The organism is Paenibacillus sp. GYB004 (assembly GCF_036577605.1).
Classification (GTDB): Bacteria; Bacillota; Bacilli; order Paenibacillales; family NBRC-103111; genus Paenibacillus_AB; species Paenibacillus_AB oceani.
In genome coordinates this window covers 39,244-64,998 of record NZ_JARBDB010000060.1, presented here as the reverse complement: position 1 = coordinate 64,998, position 25,755 = coordinate 39,244, and the positions used below count along the sequence as shown (strand labels likewise).

The window sequence follows — 25,755 nt, the reverse complement described above, 5'->3', positions numbered from 1 at the left end:
CTGCGGGATAGAGCGGATGAAACCTGGTATGAGCAAGGGCAAGAGCAAGAGAGTAGCAAGGAGCACCGCCGCCGCGGAGTTGCAGAGCAAGCACGAGAGGAGCATGTCAATTGTCGATCAAACCTGTCCGGAATATTATCGTGTACAACGACGAGCAGTACAACACGTTCCCGAGTGTCGTCCGAAACCAGAAAGGGCAATATGTCGCCGCCTTTCGGCAGGCTCCCGACCGGCTCGGCACGTACGGGCTCGAGCATATCGATCCGTCATCCAAAGCCGCAATCGTCACTTCCCGGGGCGGCATCGTCTGGGACGAGAGATCTTCCGTCCTGTACGACGATTTTTTCTGCGGGGTGCAGGACCCGTGCCTGAACGTTCTTGGCGACGGCACCGTATTCGCCACGTTATTCATGTGGAAGGTGGCGGACCGGGAAGAGGTGAAGGACCGTTCCGACTATACGCACCGGGTGTTTGACAAGTGGATGGCCAAACCGGCGGGAGCCTATACGGTACGTTCCGCGGACGGCGGACAGACGTGGGATCGTCCGACAGACGTGGCGATACCCGGCGTCTATATCCGGGGCAACTGCGTCGAGACGGAGGATGGAGCCGTATTGGCTCCGTTCTACGGCCCGGCGGACGGCGTCTGGCGCGTTGTCGTCGGCCGGACGGACGACCGGGGCGCTACATGGTCGGTCCACGCGGAGATCTTCCCTGAGGAAGGCTACGGTTTCTTCGAGCCGAACTTGTACCGGACGCCTGCGGGCAAGCTGGTGCTGTTCAGCCGCTGCCATAAGAGCAAGCCGGAACCGGGAGACGGCCAAGCGGCTTACCCGCTCGTGACGAGCGAATCGGCTGACGGAGGACGGACCTGGAGCCATCCGGTCCGCCGTCCGATTTATTCGCCGAGTCCGTTCCACGTACTTCCTCTTGCCGACGGCCGGGTGCTGATGTCGTACGGCTACCGCTTCCGGCCCTTCGGCATTCGCGCCGTACTTCTGAATCCGGAATGCGGCGATCTGGACACGGCGGAGGAGGTTGTGCTGCGCGAGGACGGACACGGCTCGGATATCGGGTACACAAGCGCCGTTCAGCTCGAAGACGGGCGGGTGCTCGTCATGTACTACTATTCGGTGCCGGGGGAGCGGCACCGGTACATCGCGGGCACGATCTGCGAGGTCGATTAGTCCGGCCCTGTCCGCGGGAAGACGGCGACGGGAAAGAGTGGGGAAAGAAACGAAGAGGAAACGAAAAGAAACGGGAGGAATCGGAAATGAAACTACCCTTTCATCACCGGACATCGTTCGCCGCTTTTGTGGTTTCGTTATGGTTGTTTGCTTTACTGTTCTTTCCCGCCGGCAAGGCGTTCGCGGAGGTGCGGCATACGACAATCCCCGACGTGGTCGTTGCGGGGGCGTCAGGCAGCTATAAGCCGTATTTCCCCGATATCGTCAAGGCGGGGAACGGCGATTTGCTCGTCGTTTATTATTGGTCCGAGAGTCATGCCGGCGGCAACGGCCAAATCAGGATGAAGCGCAGCACGGACGACGGAGCTACCTGGGGAACGGCGGGCACCATCATCGATACGGCCTACGACGATCGGGACCCGTCGATAACCGCTTTGTCGGACGGAACGCTGCTCGTATCGTGGTTTACGTACAGCGGGGGTGCGATCGACGTCCGGGTAATCCGGAGTACGGACCACGGAACGACATGGGGCAGCCCGGTCACCGTCGGTACGAATATGCCGTGGGCGGCCACATCGTCCAAAATCATCGAGCTGTCGAACGGCGATCTGTTAATCCCGCTGTACGGCCCCTCTCCCGGACCGGGCCATCAGCAATCCACCGTCGTACGGAGCGCCGATCAGGGAGCGACATGGCTTTCTTCGACGGAGAACGTCATGGGATACTCGTATGGCATTCATATGGTGGAACAGTCTGTCGCCGAGCTGGAGAACGGACATATCCGCGGGCTTATTCGGGTAACGTCCCCGGATAACTTGGGATATGAAGTGAATTCTTACGATTACGGGGTAACCTGGGATACTCCCGTCAAGCTGGACGCCAAAATCCACGCTCCCGAGCTGTTCCGCATTCCCGGAACCGATCGCATCTTCCAGGCGTGGAGCGAATTCCAGCATCCGTCCGGAGGCCGCCCGGTTCTGGTGAAGATCGGCGACATCAGCGACCCTTGGAATACCGCGGAAAGCCGGCTGTTATACGCGAATCGGCAAACGTCCGATATGGGCTATTCATCCACCGTACTGTTGGACGGGGGAACGTTGTTTACCGTCTATTACGACGCTCAGAAGCAGATGGTTGGCGGCACGTATTCCAAGCTAAACGACTGGGAGGGCGATTTCGGCACGAAGATGGACCTCGCAGGGCTGTACGCGGCGTCGGCGATTACCGTGACGACGGATATGCAATACCTGGACCCGAACAATTCGGCTACCGGCCCGAAAGGAGCGCTTGACGGCAGCATCGCGTACGGCAGCGCCGCTTTCAAAAATGCGGCGGCCACAGCCGGTTCTCCTTCGACGTACCAGATCGATCTGCAGGGTAACCATACGATCGTCGCTCTCGGTGTGCTGCTTAAGGTGGGTTACGTGGAGACGGCGGACGTAAACGTTTCGGCGGACGGCGTCAACTGGGTTACGGTACAGACGTATACAAACGCGAATATGAACCAAGTCGACTACCGTTATTTCGATTCGCCCCTGACGGTCCGGCATGTGAAAGTGACGGTAACCGCCTCGTCGGGCTGGGCCGGCTTGAATGAAATCCAATTGTTTGAGATCGTTCCTTAAGAGCGGCAGAAAGGCGGACGAATCCGATGAATCCACGCAGCAATATCCAAGTAGCGGCTTATTACTTTCCGAACTATCATCCCGACCCGAGAAACGCCAAGTGGCATGGGGAAGGCTGGACCGAATGGGAGCTGGTCCGCCGGGCGACCCCGCGGTTTGAAGGCCACAACCAGCCGAAGGTGCCGCTCTGGGGGTATGAGGACGAGTCCGATCCGCTAGTCATGGGCAAAAAAATCGATGCAGCCGCAAGCCACGGAATCGATGCGTTTATTTTCGATTGGTACTGGTACGAGGATGGACCTTACCTGCAAGGAGCGCTGGAGCGGGGTTTTCTGAACGCGCCGAATAACGACCGGATGCAGTTCGCTCTCATGTGGGCGAATCACGACTGGCTGGACATCCACCCGGCCACACGCAGCCGGCCCTACAAGACGCTCGCTCCCGGCGCGGTATCGAGAAAGGCGTTCCGCGAGGCGTGCAAGCACATGATCCGGACGTATTTCGCTCATCCGTCGTACCTCAGGGTGGACGGCAAGCTGTATATGTCGATCTACGAGCTGATGAGTCTGGTGGCCGGTTTCGGCTCGATCGGGCAGACGCGGGAGGCGCTGGAGCAGTTCCGCGGCATGGTGCGGGAGGCGGGGCTTGGCGAGCTGCACCTGAACGCCGTCGTCTGGGGCGTGCAGATTTTGCCCGGCGAGAAAGAAGTGACGAACGCGAATGAAATGCTCGAGCTGCTCGGCTTCGACTCGGTCGCTTCTTACGTCTGGATTCATCATCACAAATTGGAAAAGTTTCCGGAGACGCCTTACGATGAGATTCGCGAGAAAGCGAAAGCAACGATGGAGACGCTTAGCCGGCAATACCGGCTGCCGTATTACCCGAACGTAACGATGGGCTGGGATTCGTCGCCGCGGACGATCCAGTCCGACCGGTTCGACCCGCTTGGCTATCCGTATATGGCGATGCTCGCGGACAATACGCCGGAACGGTTCGAGCGGGCGCTGCGGGAGGCGAAGGCATTTCTCGCGAACCGGAACGGGCCGGGAGAGTCGATTCTGACGATCAACGCCTGGAACGAATGGACGGAGGGCAGCTATCTCGAGCCGGATACGGTGAACGGGATGGCGTATTTGGAAGCGGTGCGGAACGTATTCCGGACGGAAAGGAACGATTCCCGATGAGCGAAGCAGGGATGACGAGAAGAGCGATGCTGTCTTCGCTCGGCATGGCGGGAGCGGCTTTCGCCGCAGGAGGAATGATGGGAACAAATGGGAACGTCGTATATGGCGCGGGTGCGGCAGATATTGTGATTACGGATTATGGTGCGGTCCCGGGCGGAACGCAGGATGTATCCGCGGCCATTCAGAATGCGATCGATGATGCCAAGGGCAGCATGACCGGTGCCGTCCGGATTCCGAAAGGCCGCTGGAAGGCGAAAAACCTCGTCGTCGAAAACTGCACGCTGGCATTCGATGACGGCGCCACTCTCGTGTTCGAGCTGGGAGCGCGCGACAACGGGCTGCTGCTGCGCTCCAATGTGCGGCTGTATAACGCCACCTTCGAAGTCACGAATTCGGCGCCGCCGCCTGACGGCAATTTCGGCAACGTATTTCGCATCGGCGATTATGAAGCGGTCCCGGAGGAGACTTACTCCCGTATCCGGGTGCAGGGCGTGAAGGTGATCTGCGGCAATGCAGGCCGGGTGGCGCAAGCGGTCGAGGTGTTAGGCCATGTCAGCGATTTTATACTGGAGGATATTAGCTTCTACGGGCCGTTCGACGCGGGAATTATCGTGCATTGGGGCGGAGACGTAGGCGGCACGGACGCCCATAACCAGTTCGTCACCTACTCCTGCCATCCTCATGACGGAGTGATCCGCAATATCCGGTTCTTGCCTCGCGACGGCAAGACGGGCAATTACGGCATTATTTTATCGGCTGTATACGATATTACAGTCGAAAACGTCGTCTCCGACGGCTGGAGCTGTCCGCTCCGCATACTGCCCGGAGACGTCTACGCCCAGGTTGCGCTGAACGACCAGAAAAACAAAGTACAGACCGGGATCGTGATCCGCGACCTCGAAATTGGGGACCCGCCGGTACGGGCCGCCAACAAAGCTTCCGCTCCGATCTTTATCCAAGGATCGTCGGCTACGATCCGGACGCCGGCCGCTCCGACATATACGCTCGATTCGATATCGGATATCCGGATCTCCGGGGTCAGGTACGTGCTGTCTCCGGGCAAAGCTTACAGCGGAAGCCCGTTGTTCCTCCTGTATTATTCGGCGGGGATCACGGTGGAAGACGTCACTGTCTCCGGGTTCGAGGCGGTGAACGAATATTTGGCGCTCGTCGAATACTGTAAAGATTGCGCGATCGCTTTCACCGGAGCAACCGCGGAAGGCAGCCGCATCTTCGGTTCGCTGAACTGTACGGTCGACGCCCGGACGACCGGTACGCCGGCCGCACAATCGGGTGGCAAAACCGGTTTGACGGCGGCAGGCAGATCGCTCCCCGCAACGGTTGCAGCCGCGCTTGCCCCGGGGGCGGCATCGATCACGCTGTCGGCTGTCAGCACCGCGTTTACCGTGCCGAGCGGCCAGCGAATCCGGCTGACGAACGGCAAGTCGGTTGTGATCGCCAAGACTATGCCGCTTTCCGCTACCGGGACGAACCATGTCCCGATCGAGCGGTCCGAAGTCGCGGAAAACGCCGGGGCAGCAGCCTTTATACAAGTGATCTGCTCCGGCTTGAAGATTAAAGGTTCCTTCTCCAAGTGGGAGCAGGGCGTGATGCTGTCCGATGTGAACGGGGCGATTATCGAGGCTGATTTTGAGCGGAACGGCAAATACGATCTCTTATTGTCCGGGTCACGCGCGGATGCGATCCGGATCAGCCGGTCGCGGTTTCAAAGCGGCGGGCAGAAGCAGGACGGCACGTTGATGGCCAACATCCATCTGGGCACGAACGGCGACAACGTATCGATCGTCGGTTGTGACTTTGAGCCGGTGGGTCTTCCGATTGTGCACCGGAACATCGTCGGCGGCACGGAGCTGTCGAATGTAACGATCAGCGGCAATCATTTCGGCGGGAGCACGCTGCCGTCGGTCGCGATCGGGCCTCAATCCGCGGCCGCTTCGCAGCTCGGGAAGATTTGCATGACAGGAAATACGAGCGCAAACGGCACGACGCTGACCGCCCCGGGGACGATTCAAGGCCGGTATGTCGGCGGCTTGTATCAGGGCTTCGCCGAGGATGTGCCGGCGACCGGGTATTGGCGGACCGGAGACAGCCTGACGAACTTGTCGCCTGCGGCGGGCTCGCCCAAAGGCTGGCGGTGTGTCGCGACTGGGACGCCCGGGACATGGGTCAGTGAAGGCAATCTGTAAGAAGCAGGTTTAACGATAAAAATCCCGTCATCCAATAAGTCGCGATGACGGGATTTTGCATTCGGAAGCGGGGATCAGATAAGGGAGTAACCCTTCCGGGACGGGCAAAATGAAGATTTACAGCCCATTTAATGTGGGATATAATAAAACTCTAAAGAAGTTATTGATACAATGTAACATAATGAGAGACAAAAGCCCATCCGGAAAAACTTTTTGATCACATTGCGGATCGAGCACGGTTGTTCAGGGCCGATGTACGGCTCACAAAATAAAGGAGCGGAGCGAATGTTCGAGAAACTATTTGCATTAGACGGCAAAACAGCTGTCGTTACGGGTGGCAACGGATATTTGGGAAGTTCGGTTGCAAGGGCGCTTGCGGAATTCGGAGCGACGGTAGTTGTGGCCGATCTGCAGAAGCGGGAGCTGGAGCATGAACGGATGCACGCCATCCCGTGCGACGTGTCAGACACCGACTCGATTCGTAGCCTGTTCCGGGAAGCGGACGCCGCATTCGGCCGGGTCGACGTGCTGGTCAATTGCGCGACTTACGGCGCGGGTTACGGGCCGCTCGGCACCGTGGAGCGGATGAGCGACGAAGATTGGCGGAAGGGGCTGGACGGAGCGGCCGGCACGGTGTTCCGCTGTACGCGCGAGGTGATCCCTTATATGGAGAAGGCGGGACGCGGCAATATAATCAATTTTGCCTCCATGTACGGCGTCGTATCGCCGGACCCTTCCATCTACGGGGACAGCGGCGCGAACAATCCGGCCAACTATGGGGCGGGGAAAGCGGCTGTACTTCAGTTCACCCGCTACTGTGCGGCGCATCTGGCCGGCAAAGGGATTCGCGTCAACAGCGTGACGCCCGGGCCTTTCCCGAATCCGCATACCCAGCAAAACGAGCCTTTTCTGGAGAGGCTCGCCAAGAAGACGATGCTCGGCCGGGGCGGAACGGCGGAAGAGATTGCCGGACCGGTCGTCTTTCTCGCCTCCGACGCGTCGAGCTACATGACCGGAGCGAATATCGTCGTCGATGGCGGCTGGACCGCCTGGTAATCGGGCAAGGAATCCAGCGTCTATTCACATAAGGATCACGTTCGGGGCTTTTGAAAGGTCAGGAGCCTCTCCAAAAACGATCATACTTAAACCGTCCAATAAAGGAGAAATTCGCTGTATGAACGAGAGTCGCATTCAAGCCATAGTCAACGCCAGACTGGTTACGCCCCGTTCCATCGTGGACAATGGGGTCGTGCTGATCGAGAACGGCCGGATCGCCGATTGCGGGCCGAGAGCAGCTGTCACCATACCGGAGGGAGCGGCGCTGATCGATGCCGGCAATCAATATGTCGGCCCTGGATTTATCGACATTCACTGCCACGGGGGAGGCGGCTTTTGGTCGTGGGAAGAGCCTTATTTGTTCGCGCTGTCCCATCTGAAGCACGGCACGACCGGCATTCTGCCGACGCTGGTTTACAACCAGAGCCGTGAAGAGATGGCGCAGGGGGTCCGCAACATTATGCAGGTCGGGGAACGGCCCTACAGCTCGGCGATCGTCGGTATTCATATGGAAGGCCCGTTCATCAATCCGAAGTACGGGGCGATTACTTCGCCGATCCGCCCGGTAGACCCCGAAGAATACGGAGAGCTGCTGGCGATCGCGGGCGATACGATCAAAGTATGGACGCTCGCTCCGGAGCTTCCGGGACAAGCCGAGTTTGCGGACGCCGCCGCGCGGTACGGCATCGCCTTATCCGTCGGCCACTCCGAAGCCGATGCGGAGACGATCTTCTCGTTCGTCCGCAAAGGGCTGCAGATCGGCTGCCACTGTACGAACGCTTCGGGCACGACGCCGTCGCCCTCCCGTTTCGAGGGGACGCGGGAGGTCGGTGTGGACGAGGCGGTGCTCGTTCATGATGATATTTACGCGGAAGTCATTCCCGATGCGCACGGCATTCATGTGAGACCGCTGATGTGCAAACTGATCCATAAGACCAAGGGGACGAACCGTGTCATCATTATTACCGATGCGATCGACGAGGCCGGACTGCCGGGAACGGATGGCGGCGAATACGAGGACGTCCGGTTTATCGAAGGGGTGGGCCTGTCCGGCAGCAAGCTGACGATGGACCGGGCGGTCCGGAATATGATGCGCCATACCGGCGCGGGCTTGGTGGATGCGTTCATTATGGCTTCGCTGAATCCCGCCAAAGTGCTGAAGCTGGACCGCGAGATGGGAAGCCTGGAGAAAGGCAAGCTGGCCAATCTTGTGATCGTATCGGAAGCGATCGAGGTCGACCGGGTGATGCTGCGTGGCGTGATTGTGCAATAATTCGACTTCCTGGCAGGGGAACCGAGGTGCTTATGCACGTGATGGGAAAACGATCTGGTTTGCAATTCAGAAAACGACAAACGCGGACGCCCGCGTACCTGCAATCAGGTAGGGAGCGTCCGCGTTGGGTCGGGGCAGCCGGGCTTGAGAGAACCCGGCTGCTCACGGCTGCGGAGACGGAGATTAGTCGATCGCCACTTTGATGACGACTTTCCGGACTTTGCTCGGTTCATCGACCGCTACACAAGGGCTATGGACGTCATGCGGCGCAAAATATGCGAAATAGCCGGCATCCAGCTTGAAGTAATTGCCGTTCGCCGAATACAGCGCATAATCGGAATCTTCCTTGTAAGCGGTCGTTTCTTCCGCCGTCTCGATTGGGGCATGTCCGAGCAGTTCCTCGCCCTCGACTACGATCTGGATATCCGCGTATTTGCGGTGCGCTTCCCAGATGCTGTCTTCCTTCCGTTTCGTCTCGTACTCCTGTACGATGGCGAACAAGTGCGGGCCGTCGATCTCATATTTGCCGAGCTCCAGCGTGTGCAGATCGTTGGCGTTCAGAAAATCGATCGCTTGCTGGAACCGGGGGCTGATCGCTTTGTACGAGCCGAGCCGGGCAACTGAATCTAGTATCATGGCAATCTCTCCTTTACAATCATGCGGCTGATCTGTCCGTACCTGATGAAAGGCTTCGTGTTGTCGAAGTTCATTGTAGTTGGAACCGCCCGAGTTGTAAAGTTGTTTCGGCTAAAACCGGCCGGAACGGAAGATTGCGATGAACAACCAGCCGAACATGATCAGGGCAAAGCCGAAGCCAATCTCGATGACCGGAATTTTCCACAGCACCGTGTCCGGGTTGCCCATCGACAAAGCGATCATCAGACCGACCATGATGATGCAGAACGACAGCAGGACGATGCTGAACGAGATCCGGTTGACGATCCGGTCCATCTTCTTCATCATCCATTCCAGGTCGGGGGCGGTAACCTCAAGCCCGATCTTGCCCTTGCGCGCAAGCGTCATCAGGTCGCGCAGCCTCATCGGCAGCTCGTTCAGCATGTCCACATAATCGGGAATGTGGCGCAGCCAGGCGGAGGCTGCACGGCGGGGATCGAACCGCTCCAGCAGGAGGCGGCGTCCGAACGGCTCGGCGACATCGAAGATGCTGAACGACGGGTCTAGCGCGGTGACGACGCCCTCCATCGTCAGAAACGTTTTGCCGAGCAGCGTCAAATCCGCCGGGATGCGGATATTGTGCCGGAGCGCCAGGGCGAACAAGTCGTTAACGGCTTCGCCCATGCTGACCTCCTTTAGCGGCACTTTGTAATATTTGTCGCGCATCTCGTCGACATCGGCCCGCAGCTCCTGCAGGTCGGTCTCGTCCGGCACGAGTCCCATCCGGAAAATCGCCCGAATGACGCCGCTCGTGCTCTGATTGCGCAGGGCGATGACGAACGAGGCGAAATGGTGCTTCATCTCCGGGGACAGCTTGCCGACCATGCCGAAGTCGAGGAGCGCCAGCTTGCCGTCCGGCAGCGCCAATACGTTGCCCGGGTGGGGATCGCCGTGGAAGAAACCGTCGATCAGTACTTGATGCAGAATCGCCGTCGCATACCGCTCCGCAAGCAGTTTCCGGTCGCAGCCCGCTTCCAGCAGACGCTGCTGGTCGGACAGCTTGATGCCGTCGACGAATTCCATCGTCAGCACTTTTTTGGAGGAAAGGTTGCGGTACACGCCGGGAATCCGGATATAACGCAGCTTGCTGCATATCGCTGCACATTTCTCCGTATTGCGCGCCTCGGCTTCGTAATCGAGCTCCTTCAGCAAAGCTTTGGCCATCTCCTCCATCATATCCGCGAGCCGGTAAGAACGGGCCCACTCCATCCGGTGCTCTGCCAGCTTGGCAAGCTCCGTCAAAATGTCGAGGTCGGTCTCGATGACCGTCCGGATATTGGGGCGTTGCACTTTGACCGCTACGGCGGCGCCGTCCGGCAGTAAAGCCCGGTATACTTGACCGATCGATGCAGCGGCCATAGGGGTTTCCTCGAATTCGGCAAAAAGCCGGGAGAGCGGGGCTCCGAGCTCTTCCTCGATAATACGGGCCGCCTGCTCGAACGGAAACGGGGCGACCCGGTCCTGAAGCCGTTCCAGCTCGACGATCAGCTCGGGAGGAATCAGGTCGGGACGGGTGCTGGCGATCTGCCCCAGCTTCACGAAGGTCGGCCCGAGCTCTTCGAGAAACAGCCGGATTCGCTCCGAGAGCGTTTTGCCGGGCGACGGCTCCTGAGACTTCCGGCGGAGATACGGCAGCGTTTCCGGCAGCCCCAGCTCTTTGGCCACATAACCGAAGCCGTTGCGAACGAACGCCCTGGCGATTTCCTGGTACCGGTGCAGATGCCTAAGCTTTTTCCCTACGTCCATGCGTTCCCTCCTTCCGATAAACTAAAACGAGCCGTAGGGCGCACAGGAGCAGCCCGCTCCGTCCGGGCTCGTCCGGCTGCGGAGTTGGTCTTGACCGAGCAGCCCGCGCTGCTCAGGTTCATCCGGCCGCGGAATTGCCCGATGCTTGCTGTGTGGATTAATATCCATTACTTTACGGATAAGCCGCCCGGTCTTAAGACAGCTTAAGCTCCAGCGCGTCAAGCCTGCGTTCCAGCCGTTCCAGCTCCTCCTTGGTCGCATATCGGTCTTCTCCGAGCATCGATTGGACGCGGTCCCGAATCATCGAGTCGGCTTTATCCCGCGCTTCCTCGCCTTTCTTCACCAACTCCTCGACGAATTCCTTCGATTCGGCCCGGCTCAGCTCGCCTTTTTTGACCCATTCTTCGGCCAGCTTCTCGATCTGCTCCTTGCTTGCGGCTGCGAGGCCGAACCCCAGGGAAACGGCTTTGTTCAGCATCTCTCTCATAACGATCTTTCTCCTTTGGCTGTAATGTCGATAGATGCGGATAGTATGCCCCTGATCGCTGTAAACTATTTCCTTGTCCTAAGTGCGAAGGAACAGTCAGAAAAAAATGAAATTAAGCATACAAAAATAACCAGTAATATCGTATAATTTACACATCCCCTATAGGAATGAAGGGAGGCTTTACGATGACGCCTTTGGCGGCCAAAATTTTATTGGGCATGACGCTCGTCGCTTTATACTTCATATGGAAAATCGTGTTCAGAGATACGTTAAAGGGCGAAGCGGGCGCTTCGATGATTTTATTCGTCTGTCTCGCTCCGACGGCAGCGATGATCGGCATCGTCCTGCTGCTCTTCTTGGGCAGAATGCTGTATTATTTGATTTCCACCTCTTCCTTGTTCCACTTGTGACGCCTGGCAGCCATACCGCTGCCGTATGCGGACGCGGATAACTAACAATGATAAATCCCGCCAAGGGCTCGGACGGTCGTTCCGTGCCTGGACGGGATTCTTTTTTTTGCCGAAAGGAGAAGGAAGGGAGGGAAGCTGCTTCCTTCGGGTAAACAAATTCTCCGGAAGGTGGGGAGCAAGCTTGTAAGCTTCGAAGCAGCCCGTCCTTCCGGGGAGGTCGTTAGGATGGATTGCGGATATAAGAGAAGCTGCGGGAACCGGAGCCGAGCTCAAAGCGGGTCGTCCCTCCGGCGGCAGACTGGATAGCGGCGCTTCCTGACATTCCGGCCCACGGGATGCCGTTCTCGCTGAGCGTATTCGGCAAAGCGTCCGGCAGGCAGCTCGACTTTGACCGAGTTTGCACGTCAAAGGACCGTCCGGACGGTTTTTCTTACTCTGCCAGAACGTTTAGGTTCTTTACCATGCTAAAGTGAAGGGGAGGGGTTTCCTTCCTTGGCGGTAGTGAACGTATACTCAGGTCCGATGACTAACGAATCGGATCGTGCTTATGGCTGAAAAACGACGTTTTTCCAGACGTAACGAATCGGGGGATCGTTATTGAACCGAAATGTGGAAAAAACGATTCGGTCTGCGGGAATAACCATACAAGAGTTCGTTACAAATTCAAACGTCCGCATTCAGCTCGAATAACGAATGCTGGGTTCGTTAGCCATACCGCCGCATGAAGACAACACGACTGAGGGCGAGCGGCTGGGGCGAAGGTACCCATCCCCTTCCAACGTACAAACGTATGTGTTTTACACGTCAAAGGACCGTCCGGACGCTTTTCCGGACGGCTTTTCTTAATGGACACAGGTTCCGCAAGGCCGTTCATCGTGGCGGGGCAGCTCGGCCTTGCTTGCCTGCTTAGAGGCAAGAGGGGAGCCGGAAAAGAGGCGGAGAGGATAGCAGCGTATTAAGAGCGTATAAGAGCGGATAAGAGCGGATAAGAGGCGGATAAGAGGCGCGGATAAGAGGCAGATAAGAGCGGTTTGCAGCTTTTATTTTGTTCGAAAATCCGCTTGGACCCGGAATAAGAGATGTTTGGAGCTCCTAAGATCGGCGAAAAGGGCTACGGACGCGACCCGTTGGCTGAAATAAGGGGTGCAAACCACCTCTATACGTCGCAATCGACCCCATCTGGTGAAAATAGAGGTCGAAAGACTTTTATTTTGTCATAGAGCCCGTATGCATTACGTTTTCGGCGAAGCGAATGTGACCCGCGGGACCCTAGAGAACAGCCCATCTCTACTGTGTTGCACGCCCACTATTGGGCCCGCTATTGGATTAGCGAACGGCCTGAATTCAGCCAAGGGGCGACCCGCCCGGCTCCAACCGCCGAATACAAAGCAGCGGCCGTGCGGTTGGGCTGTGCAGAGTAAGTAGCTCTCTCCGGCTGCACCGAGCAGGGGGAGCAGCGCTCTCTCCGACTGCCATTGCTTGGGTCTGCCTTCCTTTTGGCTTCTTTGCTTCGCTGTTGAACTTTCTTTGAAAAGGGTGCAACTAAATCTCTCATTGTGTTACGTTATAACATTAGTTTGAGCGAACTTCTTTTTATAAAAATGAAAATATGAAATATCGCGACATTGCTGCAAAAACCGAAAAGACAGCGTTATCCGGCGAATGTGTCTGATGGATGAGGAGCCGTCAGGAAATGAGGCATAAATGAAGATTTACAGCCCTTCCAAAGTCGGATATAATGAAATTGCAGATTATAATGGATACATAGTCTCACAATAAGAGACGATAAAGACTGTTCATCCAGGAGAGGAAACGGATATGACAGAAGCGGATAGGACTGAAACCGATAGGACGTCAGGGGAAACGATCGGTAGAACTTCAAGAGAAACGATCGATAAGACGACAATGGATAAGATCGATAAGAACGCCAGCCGGCCGCTCGTCCGGCAAGCGCCCATACGGCTTGCCATGTTAGGGATGGTCGACGGCAATGGGCACCCGTATTCGTGGAGCGCGATCTTTAACGGGTACGATCCGGAGGAGATGAAGCGATGTCCTTTTCCGGGAATCCCCGCTTATCTGGATAAAGAGCCGAAGCATTCGCTTCGGATCGAAGGAGCGCAAGTGACGCATATCTGGACGGACGACCCGGAGGATGCGGTACGTGTAGCGAAAGCGTCGCTTATTCCGAACGTGGCAAGCCGGCCGGAGGACGTCATCGGCGAGGTGGATGCGGTTATCGTCGCTACGGACAAAGGGCATGAGCACGCCGGGCGGTGCCGTCCGTTCATCGAGGCGGGAATTCCCGTCTTCGTCGATAAGCCGCTTGTGGACAACGAGCAGGACTTGCGTACGTTCGCAAGCTGGATCGGGCAGGGGAAGCCGGTCTTGTCCTCCAGCAGTATGCGCTACAGCAAGGAATTCGCACCGTACCGGGAATCGACGCACAATCTGGGCAAAGTCCGGTTTGCGACCATCACGACTCCAAAATCGTGGGAACGGTACGGCATTCACGCCTTGGAGGCGATCTATCCGATCTTCGGCCCGGGCTTTGTCTCGGTGCGCAATACCGGTACGAAGGAGCGGAACGTCGTGCATATCAAGCACGCCAGCGGAGCCGATATCGTCGTGGCGGCGCATGCCGACATGTACGGATCGTTCGGGCTGCTGCAGCTGTGCGGTACGGCGGAGCATGCGTTTGTCCCGTTTCAGGATACGTTTTATTCGTTCAAGGCGCAGTTGCAAAGCTTTATCGATTACTTACGGACGGGAATACGCCCGTTCCCTTTCTCGGAAACCGCCGAACTGATGAAGATGATTATAGCCGGCATTCGAAGCCGCGAGCAGGACGGACGCGAAATCGCGTTGTCGGAGATCGGTCCTGACTTACACGATCTATAGGAGGAAAAACGATGCCGGAAATGACCTTTTCGATGCGCCCTAGCCGGGTGCTGCAAAAGCTGAGGGCAGGAGAGGTCGCTTATGCGACGAAGCTTAATTTGGGGGATGCCCGGGCGGCGGAAATTGCGGCGATGAGCGGCTTCGACTGCATCTGGACCGATATGGAGCATGTGCCGAACGACTGGTCGGTGATCGAAAAGCAAATTCTCGCAGCGAAGGTGCACGGCGTCGACACGATCGTGCGGGTAGCCCGCGGCGGCTACAGCGATTACATCCGTCCGCTGGAGATGGATGCGGCCGGGATTATGGTGCCGCACATTATGAGCGCAGCCGATGCGAGAGAGGTGATCCGCAGCACGAAGTTCCATCCGCTCGGATTGCGGCCCGTCGACGGGGGCAATGCTGACGGCGGCTACTGTGGCCTTGGGCTTGCCGATTATTTGAAGCAGGCGAACGAGCAGCGGTTCAACCTTTTGCAGATTGAAGATGTGGAGCCTCTGGAAGAGCTTGAAGAGATTATCGCCCTGCCGGGGCTGGACATTATCTTCTTCGGACCCGGCGACTTCAGCCAATCGATCGGGGCGCCCGGTCAGATGAACCATCCGCTGCTGCTGGAGACGCGCAGGCGGATTGCCGAGCTGGCTGTGAAGCACGGCAAAATTGCCGGTACGGTCGGCTCTACGGGCAACGCCGCCGAGCTGACGGCGATGGGGTACCGGTTCATCAGCATCGGCGCGGATGTAGTCGCCCTGATGCAATATTATAAGTCGATCATGGGAGAGCTTCGCAACCAGAAGGTGGAGAACGTCGCAAGCGTGTACGCCGGATTGCCGAAGGAGGCAACGACATGAGTGTTCTGCAATCGTTTTCGCTGGAAGGCAAAGTAGCTCTGGTCACCGGCGGTGCCGGACTATACGGCCGGCAAGTCGCGCTGGCGCTCGCTCAGGCGGGAGCGGCTACGAGTATGACCTCGCGCGACCGCGAACGGCTGCCGGAGCTGAAGGAAAGCTTCGCGGAGGATGGCGTGAGCATCTCCGCCTACTGTCTCGACCAGGAGCAGGAGAAGTCGATCCTGGAGCTGAGAGACAAACTGCTCGCCGATCACGGGCGGATCGATATTCTCGTAAACAATGCGGTAGCCCGTACGATGGGGCACTGGAACGATCCGCTGGAGACATTCGACCAAAGCATGCGGATTAATGCGACGGGTCTGTTCGCCATTACCCGTGCCTTTGGGGACCGGATGGCCGAACAGGGTTCGGGTTCGATCATTAATATCGGCTCGATTCAGGGGATGGTCGGCGCGGACGCTTCGCTTTATAAGGATATGGGCTTCCACGGCTTCGTACCGGACTACTTTTTCCACAAAGGCGGCATGGTTAACTTCACCCGCTTCGCGGCCAGCTATTATGGTCCGAGCAATGTCCGCTGCAACTGCATCAGCCCCGGCGGGCTCGCTTCGCACCGTACGCCGGACGCGTTTATCGAGCGGTACAGCGAGCGGACGATGCTGGGCCGGATGGCGGGCAAGACCGACTTGATGGGCAGCGTCGTTTTTCTCGCTTCGGATGCATCTGCCTATATAACGGGCGTCAACCTGCCGGTTGACGGAGGATATACGGCGAAATAACGCCGGATTGGAAGAGAAAAGCGTGCGGCGGCTGTTAGACGGCGTCAGACACAGATAGACACGGAGGGAAGCCGCGGTCCGCTGGCGAACAAAAAGGAGAATCGCGATGGGGGAAACAAAACGCGTCACCGGCCAGCCGAAGCTGACTCTCGGCACGGTGCAGCTCGGCCTGCCGTATGGTATTCATAACCGCGACGGAATGCCTTCGGAGGAGCGCAGCTTCGGGATTTTGCGGGAAGCCTGGGAGGGCGGCGTCGTCTGCTACGATACGGCAGCTGCTTATGGGCAGTCGGAAGACGTGCTGGGTCGTTTTTTTGAAGGAAAACGTCCTACGATCGTCACGAAAATCCATCTGAATCCCGAGCCCGGAGCAAGCGGCGAACAAATTGGACGGGAGATGCGAAGCTGTATCGAACAATCGCTTTCCCGCCTGCGGATGAATTCGATCCCGGTCGTGATGCTGCACAATACCCGGATCATGGAGCACTTCGGCGATCAAGTGACGGCCGCTTTCCAGACGATGCTGAGCGAAGGGCTGATCGGCCGGGCGGGCATATCCGTCGCTACCAATACGGAGGAAGAGTACCGTTATTTGTCGGTGTATCTGGATCATCCCGCTTATGAAGCGATCCAGCTGCCGATGAGCGTTCTGGACCACCGTCCGGTTGTGAACGGCTGCTTGGGAAGACTTGCCGGAGCGGGGAAGACGGTTTACGTGCGCAGCGTGTTTTTGCAAGGACTTCTTTATATGAAGGAAGACGAAGTGCCGGATCATCTGCACGAAGCCAAGAGCCTGGTCCGGTCGCTGCAGGACCTTTCCGAAAAATACGGTGTATCGATTGCACAAATAGCCGTATCCTACATCCGTGACTTGGAGGGAGTGGACAGTCTCGTCATCGGAGCCGAGACGGAAGATCAGGTCCGGGCCAATCTCGAGCTGGTCGAAGGTCCGGCGCTGCCCGGCCGTTTGCGGGAGGAGATCGCGGAGCGGTTCCGCAGCGTTCCGGAATACGTGGTCACTCCTCCCGTATGGAGGAAGTAGGCCGGAAGGCCGATGAGCGCGATACGGCAAGGTTCGGGTAACCATACGAAAGAAAAGACGGATTGTTCCAGCGTGCAAGCAGCGGGGCAGTCCGTTTTTTATGTCAATTGCCGCAACACGATGCAACGTCCGCCTCTTTCCAGGGAGACTACCTTTTGCGGGCAGTTTTTTGTATAATATAATGTAACGCAATAAGAGACGGTACAAACGGCATTTGAAGCGATGCAGCAATGGAGCTTTGGTACAAGCTGAATCGTATCAAAGCGATCATGGTAACGATGCCGGTACGAGACTAAGGAGACTACGCGATATGGACACGGAACCGAAAAAACCGCAAAAAGACGCCCCTTACTTTATGATCCAGTCCGTCGACCGGACGCTGATGATTTTGCAATGCTTCATCGAGGACCGCCGCCCGCTCGGCGTCAGCGAGATCGCCCGCAAGCTGGAGCTGAACAAAAGCGTGGTGCACCGGCTGATGCTGACGCTGCTGACGCACGGTTATTTGCAGCAACTCAAAAATACCGATAAATATATGATCGGGCCGAAGGCGTTCGAGCTGGGATCGGTATTTACGAATTCGACGAATCTGGTCGATGAAGGGAAGAAAGTGCTGATCGAGCTGGTGGACCGGATCGGGTTTACCGCTCATTTGGCCATTCTCGAAAAAGACTCCGTGCTGTATCTGGTTAATGTAGAGCCGGATCATATGAAATATTTGTTCGGAGCGATCGGGCAGCGCAGACCCGTCTACAATACGGCGCTCGGCAAATGCTTGACGGCGTGGCTGCCCGAGCAGCAACTGGACAAGGTGATGGAAGGGTGCAAGTTCGAGAAGCTGACGGATCATACGATTACGTCCATGGACGCATTCCGCAAAGAGCTGGAGCGGGTACGTCAGATAGGCTTCGCGGTCGACAACGAGGAATCGAGCTACGGAGTCCGCTGCTTCGCCGCGCCGATCCGCAATAAAGACGGCGATGTGATCGCCGCCATCAGCACGAGCGGGTACGGCATCGCAGAGGAGAAAATTAACGAGCTCGGCATTACGGTTAAAAGTCTGGCTTCCCAGCTGTCCCGGCGTATCGGATATTTCGATAACTAGGACAGCCTAAGCCTTGGATGCGAGTACGAGCGGACGGTAGGTTGGAGAGTGCCGGCACGCCGATTTCAGGACGCTGGACCGGCTTTGAAGCTGCAGCACGCCCACCAACCACAAACAAGCGACTCCGCCTTAGCCGGCCGGGTCGCTTGTCTGATTTTTTTCTTATATTCCGTACGTCCGATCGATGACAGCTCCGCCCAAGCACACATCCCCATCGTAGAAAACGACGGCTTGTCCCGGCGTAACCGCCTTCTGCGGTTTGTCGAACTCGACCTCGCAGCGGCCTTCGCTCAGGAAGCGGACCGCCACGCCCTGATCGGGCTGGCGATACCGGAACTTCGCGGTACAGGGGAGCGGAGCGTCCGGGAGGACCGGATGAATCCAGTTCAGGTCGGTCGCGGTAAGCCCCTTCGCGTACAGATGCGGGTCGGTCTCGCCCTGCACGACGTACAGCACGTTGCTCTCGAGGTCTTTGCCCGCTACGAACCAGGGCTCGCCCGTGCCCGATCCGCCGATGCCAAGTCCTTGCCGCTGCCCGAGCGTGTAATACATCAGACCGTCGTGGCGGCCTTTCACCTCGCCGTCGTACGTGCGGATCTCCCCCGGCTTCGCCGGCAAGTATTGGCTCAGAAACTCCTTGAAGTTGCGCTCCCCGATGAAGCATACGCCGGTGCTGTCCTTTTTCTTGGCGGTGGCGAGCCCGGCCTCAAGCGCGATTTCCCGTACTTTCGGCTTCGGGAGATGCCCGATCGGGAACATCGCTTTGGAGAGCTGCTCCTGATTCAGAGCGTTCAGGAAGTATGTCTGATCCTTGTTCGCATCGACGCCCCGGAGCAGCCGGTAAGCTCCGTCCTTGCTCTCCACTCTCGCATAATGCCCGGTGGCCAAATAGTCGGCGCCGAGCGCAATCGCTTTTTGCAGAAATTCGCCGAACTTGATTTCCCGGTTGCACATGACGTCGGGATTGGGCGTCCGGCCTTTGCGGTATTCATCGAGAAAATATTGGAACACTTTCTCCGAATACTGCTTCTCGAAGTTGACCGTATAAAACGGAATATCGATCTGGGCGCATACGCGGCGCACGTCCTCGGCGTCTTCTTCTGCGGTGCAGTGGCCGAACTCGTCGGTGTCGTCCCAGTTTTTCATAAAGATTCCGATCACGTCATAGCCTTGCTGTTTCAGCAGCAGCGCCGTAACGGACGAATCGACTCCGCCGGACATGCCGACGACGACTCTAGTATTTGCATGATTCGTAGCCATGTTGCCCTACCTCTTTCTATAAGCAAATAGGCGCGCTGCGATCGAGGAACCGCTAGTCACCCGGATGTTCTCCTATATTACCACACAAAAGCGGTTAATTCGAAGAGGGATGACAATTCGCTTCATGAGAGCGTTTCGTTTTGCCGACAAATTCGATCGAAATTAAAAACTTTTCATGAAGATGTCAAGGTTTTCGATACCATAACCGTTCTTTATATGTTAACATATAAATGATATTCGCATCATTATGCAAGTTTTTTCCAAAGATTCGGCCAGCAGAAGCGTTAAGCGGCTTCCTGAACCGGCGGCGCAGCGCCGCATTTCCCCGGTCGTTCATCGTGGAATGACGACAATTCTCGTTTTTCCTCCTTTTCTTTAGATTAACACGTAAATCCAGTCCAATTATTGGCTATGCTATAATTCGGAAGCAATTTCCTTCTTGCAGCTGTTATTTACATAGTTGCTGGGCTAAGCACGTTTCCTTACGAAAGGCACGGAAAGACGATTATCCGGATTGCCGAATAAGCAGGGGACTAACAACCGACGAATGAGGTGTCACCTTGAAAATATCGACGAAAGGCCGATACGGGCTCACCATCATGATGGAACTAGCCACCAGATTCGGCGAAGGACCTACATCTTTGAAAAGTATAGCGGAGAAGCATCAGCTGTCCGAGCATTACCTGGAGCAACTGATCGCGCCGCTTCGCAACGCCGGATTGGTGAAAAGCATCCGGGGCGCATACGGAGGGTACAATTTGTCGCGGATGCCGGATGAAATAACGGCGGGCGATATCATTCGCGTGTTGGAGGGGCCGATCAGTCCCGTCGATTTTACGGATGAGGACGATCCGGCGAAGCGGGATTTGTGGATCCGGATCAAAAACAGCATCGCCGAAGTGCTGGATTCGACCACGCTTGCCAGCTTGATTACGTTCCAGGACGAAGGCAAAAACGAAAATTACATGTTTTATATTTGATCAGGTGACCGTCCGATGAGTCCGATTTATCTCGATCATGCAGCTACAACTCCGGTTCGGCCGGAAGTGCTGGAAGCGATGCTTCCTTATTATAGGGAAACGTTCGGCAACCCTTCCAGCCTTCATTCCTTCGGCCGGGAGAGCCGGATCGCCATAAGCCGTTCCCGCGATTCGATCGCGAGGCAGCTCGTCTGCTCGCCTGCCGAGCTGTTATTTACAGGCGGCGGAACCGAAAGCGACAATACGGCGTTGTTCGGGGCGGCCGAGCAGTACGGGACGAACCGCAAACATATTATCACTTCACAGGTCGAGCATCATGCCGTCCTGCACGCCTGCGAACAGCTTGAGCGTAAAGGTTACGAGGTAACGTATATACCGGTCGACGAATCCGGACAGATCCGTCTGGAGGAGCTGATTGCGGCGATCAGGCCCGATACGTTTCTGATCAGTATCATGTATGGCAATAACGAAGTCGGAACGCTTCAGCCGATTCGCGAGATCGGGATGATTGCCCGCGAGCGGGGAATCATATTCCATGTCGATGCGGTGCAGGCGCTAGGGCTGATGCCGCTGGACCTGTCCGATCTGCCGGTCGATCTGATGAGTTTCACTGCCCACAAAATTTATGGCCCAAAAGGGGTAGGCGCGCTGTACGTGTCCAAGCGGACGACGATCGCCCCTCTGCTGGTAGGCGGCTCTCAGGAGCGCAAACGGCGGGCGGGCACGGAAAACGTAGCCGGCATCGCCGGCTTTGCCAAAGCGGTGGAGCTTGCGGTGCGGGAGCAGGAGAGCAACTTGCAACACGTCAGCCGCTTGCGGGCGCAAATGATCGAAATTTTGCGTTCGGAGCTCGGGAACGACGGCTTTATTGTAAACGGCCACGCTACTGAACGATTGCCCCACATTCTTAATGTAAGCTTCCCCGGTGCCGATACCGAAACGATGCTGATGAGCCTGGATCTGGAAGGGATCGCGGCAGCTAGCGGTTCGGCCTGCACGTCAGGCTCCCTGGAGCTTTCGCACGTCCTTCGAGCGATGCGCCTTCCGGAAGAAGTCAAACGTTCCGCAATCCGGTTTAGCTTCGGATTCTCGCAAAATATTGAACAAATCCGCGCCGCAGCGTTAAAAGTTGCAACCATTTCGCGGCGAATTCGTAATAGTTTGTAAGGCAACTGATCCCCCGTATAGTATGCTAGGAGGTGGGAAGGCGGCGATTGACTGTGCCGCTCCGATACAATGACCGACATCAGGAATAGACGTTCTCGACTGCAGCTTAGAATACGGGTAGCCTAGGACAACCTGCACTTTATGGAATGAAATTCCGAAGGTGCGTGCATGATATATGTATGCTTTTAGCCGGTTTTGCCGCACAAGGAGATCCCCTGGTCCCCTTTAGGTAAAGCTTAGTGGATGGTGACGAAGCCAGCTTTAATTTCAGGAGGGCACCACCTTGAGAAGAGCAAAAGACATCATGGGGCTTCCCGTACTCGATATCGAAGCGGGTAAGCAATTAGGCACAGCAAAAGATTTCCTGATCGATCGCGACTGGAATCTTCAAGGTGTACTGCTGGAATCGAAAAATTGGTTTGCTTCTCCCCGCTACATCGGATGGGAAGACATCGTATCGATCGGGACGGACGCTGTCACCGTGAAGGACGAGCAGGCTGTCCGCAGTATGGACGACTCCGGGTCCGAATGGGTCGCTTTGCTGGACGGCGGCTTCAAATTGAAGGGCTTGCCGGTCATCACGCTGGACGGGGAAAATCTCGGTTTGGTGGAAGATGTTTACTTTGGAGAAAAAATGGATAAAAAGATAGTAGGTTATGAGTTGTCCGACGGTTTCATATCCGACATCAAAGAAGGGCGCAAGTGGCTGCCTTCTCCGCAATCGGCTACGATCGGGGAAGACGCTGTGATGGTGCCGGTCGGCTGCGTCGCACAAGAAACGCCATCATTTCATGAAATAGGGTGAGTATAATGCTGAGATGTCCGAACTGCAATTCAAAGGATATAGGGAAAATCGGCTCCCATCAGTTTTATTGCTGGAGCTGCTTTATCGAATTAACGGTAAACGGAGACAAAATGTCCGTCTATCAGGTAGAGGAAGACGGCACGTTGAGTTCGCTGGATGACTTGTTCTTCGAGGAAGAAATGCCTGAAGTTCACGCTAACTAATCGCCGGCTGCACGCCGCACAGAAACAACCCGTCCTTGCCGGACGGGTTTCTTGCATCTATACCGCCTTCGGCCGCCCATCGGGCGGTTTTTTCTTTTGAATGAAGTGGACGGGGTTGTACATATACTGTAACGAGGAAAGGGGGCGCCAGCGGTGGATAAGTTTATGAAGAGCCGGACATTCGTCACTATGGTATACGTGCTGCTTGGACTGATCATTTTGTTTTTGCTGCAGCAGATCAAACCGATCCTGTCGACCGCATTCGGGTTTTTAAAAGCGGTGCTGGCACCGTTCGTCATAGCGTTGATTATCTCTTACGTCCTGAATCCGATCGTCCGGCTGCTGAACGAACGAAAAGTGCCGCGTACAGCCGCAGTTTTACTCATCTACGCCGTGTTTATTACATCTGTCGTCGTCGTCGTGATGAATCTGACCCCGATGTTCGTCAAGCAGCTTGGCGAGCTGAACGAGCATATGCCGGAGCTGACCGTCCGTGCGCAAGGGTTGTTCGACGGTTTGAACGAAAACCGTCTGGTGCCCGAGAGCGTCCGCAACGGCATCAACAACGCGCTGTTAAAAGCGGAGGATGCGCTGTCGACCTTTATATCGAACCTGGTCAATGGCATCGGCAGCACGATCAATACGCTGATGGTCGCTTTTATCGTCCCGTTCCTGGCCTTTTATATCCTCAAGGATTATCAACTGATCGAGAAAACCGTACTCGCCACCGTCCCGCGCACCCACCGCAAAAACGCGATCAAGCTGGTGATCGATATCGATACCGCTCTGGGCAATTACATACGGGGCCAGTTTCTCGTCTGCCTGCTCGTAGGTCTGTTCGCTTATCTCGGCTATTGGCTGATCGGAATGCCGTACGCGCTGCTGCTGGCCAGCATCGTGGCGGTATTTAACATTATTCCGTATCTCGGCCCTTTTTTCGGTGCGGCGCCGGCGATCATTATGGCCTCCACCGTATCGCTGAAAATGGTGCTGTTCGTTGTCCTGGTCAATTTTATCGTGCAAATACTGGAAGGAAATGTAATATCCCCGCAAGTCGTAGGGCGCACGCTGCATCTCCATCCGCTGCTGATCATCTTCGCGCTGCTCGTCGGAGGCAAGCTCGCCGGGATTATCGGCCTTATATTGGCCGTCCCGGTATTTGCCGTCCTGAAGGTGATCGTTCAGCACATCTTTATTTATTACCTGCAGCGCAAGCCCACGACGTAGCTTCGCGTAACGCCCTTATGCGGTGTCGGCTGCTGTTGCTGCTGCAATCAGGTGCGGAGCGCATATGCGGCATACAGCTCAGGACGGCGGTCCCGGAACGGAGCCACGCCCCCCTGGGTCCGGTTTTCCGTCAGCAGACGAAGATCGGCATCGCCGTAGACGAGACCGCCGCGGTTGCCGGAGCCGACCGCCAATATGCCGTCCGGAGGAAACGGTCTGTCACACGGAGCGAATACGCCTGCACGCGAGAAGCCGACATCGACCTGTTCGACGCCGGCCATGCTGCCGACCAGTCCGCTTATCGCGACGTACAGCTGATTTTCGATCGCTCTCGCCTGGCTGCAGTTGCGCACCCGCCAATATCCCGCCGCCGCATCCGTATAGGAAGGGCAGAGAATGATGTCCGCTCCCCGATCAGCTACAATGCGCGAGCCTTCGGGGAATTCGATGTCATAGCAGATCTGAATCGCAATCTTGCCGATTTCGGTATCGTGAACTTCATATTGGTCGCCGGGCAGCAAGGGCCACGCGCGCTGCTCCTCGGGCGTCAGATGGTTCTTTTTGTGCCGCTCGACCCGCCCGTCGGGGAAAAATAGAAACGCCTCGTTATAATACGCCTTGACTTCCGGGCCGGGGGCGGCAGACGACCCTTCCCGGTGAATATGCGTGCCCGCCAGGATCATCATCCCGCTCTCGCGGCTTAAATCTGTGAACCGGGTCATATATTCGTCCGTCCGGGCGTGCAAATATTCGCATGCTTCGGCGTTGGTCATCGCAGGGGCGAGGGACAGCAAGTGTCCGGTCAAATATTCGGGAAATACGATCAGCTTCGCCTGCTCGTCGCCGGCCTTAGTTATATAACGGCGGACATTCGCCCAGAACGCTTCACCGGAACGAAGTCTGGATAGGCCGTACTGGACGGCCGCGATGCGGTTTGTTGGCAACATGGTTGTTCCTCCTAGTCGGTGAGCTGCGGGTTTCTCCATTCAACCAGCACGGCTTTGTTCAGAGACTCTTCGTCCTCCAGATAACCGTCCAGCACTTGAACGGGTTTCAGCCCCTGGCGGATCATGAACGAGAGGACCAGATCCTTCCGCTCTCCTGCGGCGACTTGCCGGACGTAGTCCTCGGCGCTCATCGTATCCGCAACTTCGTGGTAGCCGGGAATTCGGCAGCCGGCCATAAACCGTTTCAGCCCGGAGCGGACGACAAGCGCTTTACGCGCCTCGTACAAGGCCGCCGCAACGCCCCGCGAACGGAAGGACGGCCTGACGCAAAGGTCGATTCCGTACAGGCTGTCGCCTTCGGGATTGTGGCTCCCGCGGATGTAGCCGTTATCGGATACTTCCTCCCACGTGTGGGGCTCGCCGGTAAATTGGACGAGCAGCGATGTCGAGGAACCGGCGACCTCGTCGTCGCATATTGCCACCATCGCACCGTCCGGGTACGTGGCGGCATGAGCGGCGATCTGCTCGGGTTTCCACCACAGCTCCTCCGGAAAAGGGGGAGGGAACGCCTCGCGCTGGACCGTCAGCAAATCTTCATAATCGTTTATCGTATAAGTGCGAACCGAGATCGACATCCA

24 protein-coding genes are annotated in these 25,755 nt (G+C 56.8%); 17 read left to right on the top strand and 7 right to left on the bottom strand.

The genetic code is table 11. The annotated features are described in order from the left end of the window. Nucleotides 1-110: 110 nt before the first annotated feature. The 6 genes from PV433_RS26245 (at nt 111) to nagA (ending at nt 8,532) form a co-directional block, all read left to right on the top strand. Nucleotides 111-1,187, top strand: coding sequence for a sialidase family protein (locus PV433_RS26245; protein WP_332074991.1), 1,077 nt, complete (start codon nt 111-113; stop codon nt 1,185-1,187). A gap of 86 nt (nt 1,188-1,273) precedes the next feature. Then, nucleotides 1,274-2,812 carry a discoidin domain-containing protein gene (locus PV433_RS26240; protein WP_332074990.1) on the top strand — a complete coding sequence of 513 codons (1,539 nt, stop codon included), beginning with the start codon at nt 1,274-1,276 and terminating at the stop codon, nt 2,810-2,812. Between the two features lie 26 nt (nt 2,813-2,838). Beyond that, nucleotides 2,839-3,996, top strand: coding sequence for a glycosyltransferase WbsX family protein (locus PV433_RS26235; RefSeq protein ID WP_332074989.1), 1,158 nt, complete (start codon nt 2,839-2,841; stop codon nt 3,994-3,996). Beyond that, the gene (locus PV433_RS26230; RefSeq protein WP_332074988.1) at nt 3,993-6,203 is read left to right on the top strand and encodes a hypothetical protein; all 2,211 of its coding nucleotides are present in this window, start codon (nt 3,993-3,995) and stop codon (nt 6,201-6,203) included. The genes PV433_RS26235 and PV433_RS26230 overlap by 4 nt, the downstream gene beginning before the upstream one ends. A 285-nt stretch (nt 6,204-6,488) precedes the next feature. Beyond that, complete coding sequence (locus PV433_RS26225; RefSeq protein ID WP_332074987.1) at nt 6,489-7,259, top strand: SDR family oxidoreductase; 771 nt, start codon at nt 6,489-6,491, stop codon at nt 7,257-7,259. Nucleotides 7,260-7,377: 118 nt separating this feature from the next. Next, nucleotides 7,378-8,532 (top strand): N-acetylglucosamine-6-phosphate deacetylase, encoded by a 1,155-nt coding sequence (gene nagA, locus PV433_RS26220; RefSeq protein WP_332074986.1) that lies wholly within the window; start codon nt 7,378-7,380, stop codon nt 8,530-8,532. Between the two features lie 183 nt (nt 8,533-8,715). Here nagA and PV433_RS26215 read toward each other — a convergent pair whose 3' ends face one another. The 3 genes from PV433_RS26215 to PV433_RS26205 form a co-directional block, all read right to left on the bottom strand. Further along, nucleotides 8,716-9,168, bottom strand: coding sequence for a YhcH/YjgK/YiaL family protein (locus PV433_RS26215; RefSeq protein WP_332074984.1), 453 nt, complete (start codon nt 9,166-9,168; stop codon nt 8,716-8,718). Between the two features lie 111 nt (nt 9,169-9,279). After that, the gene (locus tag PV433_RS26210) at nt 9,280-10,953 is read right to left on the bottom strand and encodes an ABC1 kinase family protein (RefSeq protein ID WP_332074983.1); all 1,674 of its coding nucleotides are present in this window, start codon (nt 10,951-10,953) and stop codon (nt 9,280-9,282) included. Between the two features lie 193 nt (nt 10,954-11,146). Next, nucleotides 11,147-11,440: a phasin family protein gene (locus PV433_RS26205; protein ID WP_190930918.1), complete on the bottom strand. Its 294-nt coding sequence runs from the start codon at nt 11,438-11,440 to the stop codon at nt 11,147-11,149. 185 nt (nt 11,441-11,625) lie between these two features. On the opposite strand from PV433_RS26205, the gene PV433_RS26200 reads away from it, so the two are divergent. Next, nucleotides 11,626-11,850: a hypothetical protein gene (locus PV433_RS26200; RefSeq protein WP_190930917.1), complete on the top strand. Its 225-nt coding sequence runs from the start codon at nt 11,626-11,628 to the stop codon at nt 11,848-11,850. Nucleotides 11,851-12,070: 220 nt separating this feature from the next. Here the strand turns inward: PV433_RS26200 and PV433_RS26195 are convergent, their stop codons facing one another. Further along, nucleotides 12,071-12,253 carry a hypothetical protein gene (locus PV433_RS26195; RefSeq protein WP_332074982.1) on the bottom strand — a complete coding sequence of 61 codons (183 nt, stop codon included), beginning with the start codon at nt 12,251-12,253 and terminating at the stop codon, nt 12,071-12,073. Between the two features lie 1,415 nt (nt 12,254-13,668). Between PV433_RS26195 and PV433_RS26190 the strand changes: the two genes are divergently transcribed. The 5 genes from PV433_RS26190 to PV433_RS26170 all read left to right on the top strand — a co-directional run bounded on the left by PV433_RS26190 (nt 13,669) and on the right by PV433_RS26170 (nt 18,528). Beyond that, on the top strand, nt 13,669-14,751 hold the full coding sequence (locus PV433_RS26190; protein ID WP_332074981.1) for a Gfo/Idh/MocA family oxidoreductase: 1,083 nt from the start codon (nt 13,669-13,671) through the stop codon (nt 14,749-14,751). Between the two features lie 11 nt (nt 14,752-14,762). After that, nucleotides 14,763-15,602 (top strand): HpcH/HpaI aldolase family protein, encoded by an 840-nt coding sequence (locus PV433_RS26185; protein ID WP_332074980.1) that lies wholly within the window; start codon nt 14,763-14,765, stop codon nt 15,600-15,602. Continuing rightward, nucleotides 15,599-16,381 (top strand): SDR family oxidoreductase, encoded by a 783-nt coding sequence (locus tag PV433_RS26180; RefSeq protein WP_332074979.1) that lies wholly within the window; start codon nt 15,599-15,601, stop codon nt 16,379-16,381. The genes PV433_RS26185 and PV433_RS26180 overlap by 4 nt, the downstream gene beginning before the upstream one ends. 106 nt (nt 16,382-16,487) lie before the next feature. Continuing rightward, on the top strand, nt 16,488-17,423 hold the full coding sequence (locus PV433_RS26175) for an aldo/keto reductase (protein ID WP_332074978.1): 936 nt from the start codon (nt 16,488-16,490) through the stop codon (nt 17,421-17,423). 310 nt (nt 17,424-17,733) lie between these two features. Then, nucleotides 17,734-18,528, top strand: a complete 795-nt coding sequence (locus PV433_RS26170; RefSeq protein ID WP_332074977.1) for an IclR family transcriptional regulator — start codon at nt 17,734-17,736, stop codon at nt 18,526-18,528. A 162-nt stretch (nt 18,529-18,690) separates the two neighbouring features. Here PV433_RS26170 and mnmA read toward each other — a convergent pair whose 3' ends face one another. Beyond that, a complete protein-coding gene (gene mnmA / locus PV433_RS26165) occupies nt 18,691-19,788 on the bottom strand; it encodes a tRNA 2-thiouridine(34) synthase MnmA (RefSeq protein ID WP_332074976.1) in 1,098 nt (365 codons plus the stop codon). 560 nt (nt 19,789-20,348) lie between these two features. Between mnmA and cymR the strand changes: the two genes are divergently transcribed. The 5 genes from cymR to PV433_RS26140 all read left to right on the top strand — a co-directional run bounded on the left by cymR (nt 20,349) and on the right by PV433_RS26140 (nt 24,170). Beyond that, nucleotides 20,349-20,768: a cysteine metabolism transcriptional regulator CymR gene (gene cymR / locus PV433_RS26160; RefSeq protein ID WP_190930911.1), complete on the top strand. Its 420-nt coding sequence runs from the start codon at nt 20,349-20,351 to the stop codon at nt 20,766-20,768. A 15-nt stretch (nt 20,769-20,783) separates the two neighbouring features. Next, nucleotides 20,784-21,935 (top strand): cysteine desulfurase family protein, encoded by a 1,152-nt coding sequence (locus tag PV433_RS26155; RefSeq protein WP_332074975.1) that lies wholly within the window; start codon nt 20,784-20,786, stop codon nt 21,933-21,935. 283 nt (nt 21,936-22,218) lie between these two features. Further along, nucleotides 22,219-22,740 (top strand): PRC-barrel domain-containing protein, encoded by a 522-nt coding sequence (locus PV433_RS26150; RefSeq protein WP_332074974.1) that lies wholly within the window; start codon nt 22,219-22,221, stop codon nt 22,738-22,740. 5 nt (nt 22,741-22,745) lie between these two features. Further along, entirely contained in the window at nt 22,746-22,943 is a 198-nt protein-coding gene (locus tag PV433_RS26145; protein ID WP_190930908.1) for a hypothetical protein, read from the top strand. A gap of 153 nt (nt 22,944-23,096) precedes the next feature. Further along, a complete protein-coding gene (locus PV433_RS26140) occupies nt 23,097-24,170 on the top strand; it encodes an AI-2E family transporter (protein ID WP_332074973.1) in 1,074 nt (357 codons plus the stop codon). Nucleotides 24,171-24,217: 47 nt separating this feature from the next. Here the strand turns inward: PV433_RS26140 and PV433_RS26135 are convergent, their stop codons facing one another. Together PV433_RS26135 and PV433_RS26130 are read right to left on the bottom strand one after the other, a co-directional pair. Further along, the gene (locus tag PV433_RS26135) at nt 24,218-25,117 is read right to left on the bottom strand and encodes a carbon-nitrogen hydrolase family protein (RefSeq protein ID WP_332074972.1); all 900 of its coding nucleotides are present in this window, start codon (nt 25,115-25,117) and stop codon (nt 24,218-24,220) included. Between the two features lie 11 nt (nt 25,118-25,128). Further along, nucleotides 25,129-25,752 carry a GNAT family N-acetyltransferase gene (locus tag PV433_RS26130; RefSeq protein ID WP_332074971.1) on the bottom strand — a complete coding sequence of 208 codons (624 nt, stop codon included), beginning with the start codon at nt 25,750-25,752 and terminating at the stop codon, nt 25,129-25,131. Nucleotides 25,753-25,755: the final 3 nt, after the last annotated feature.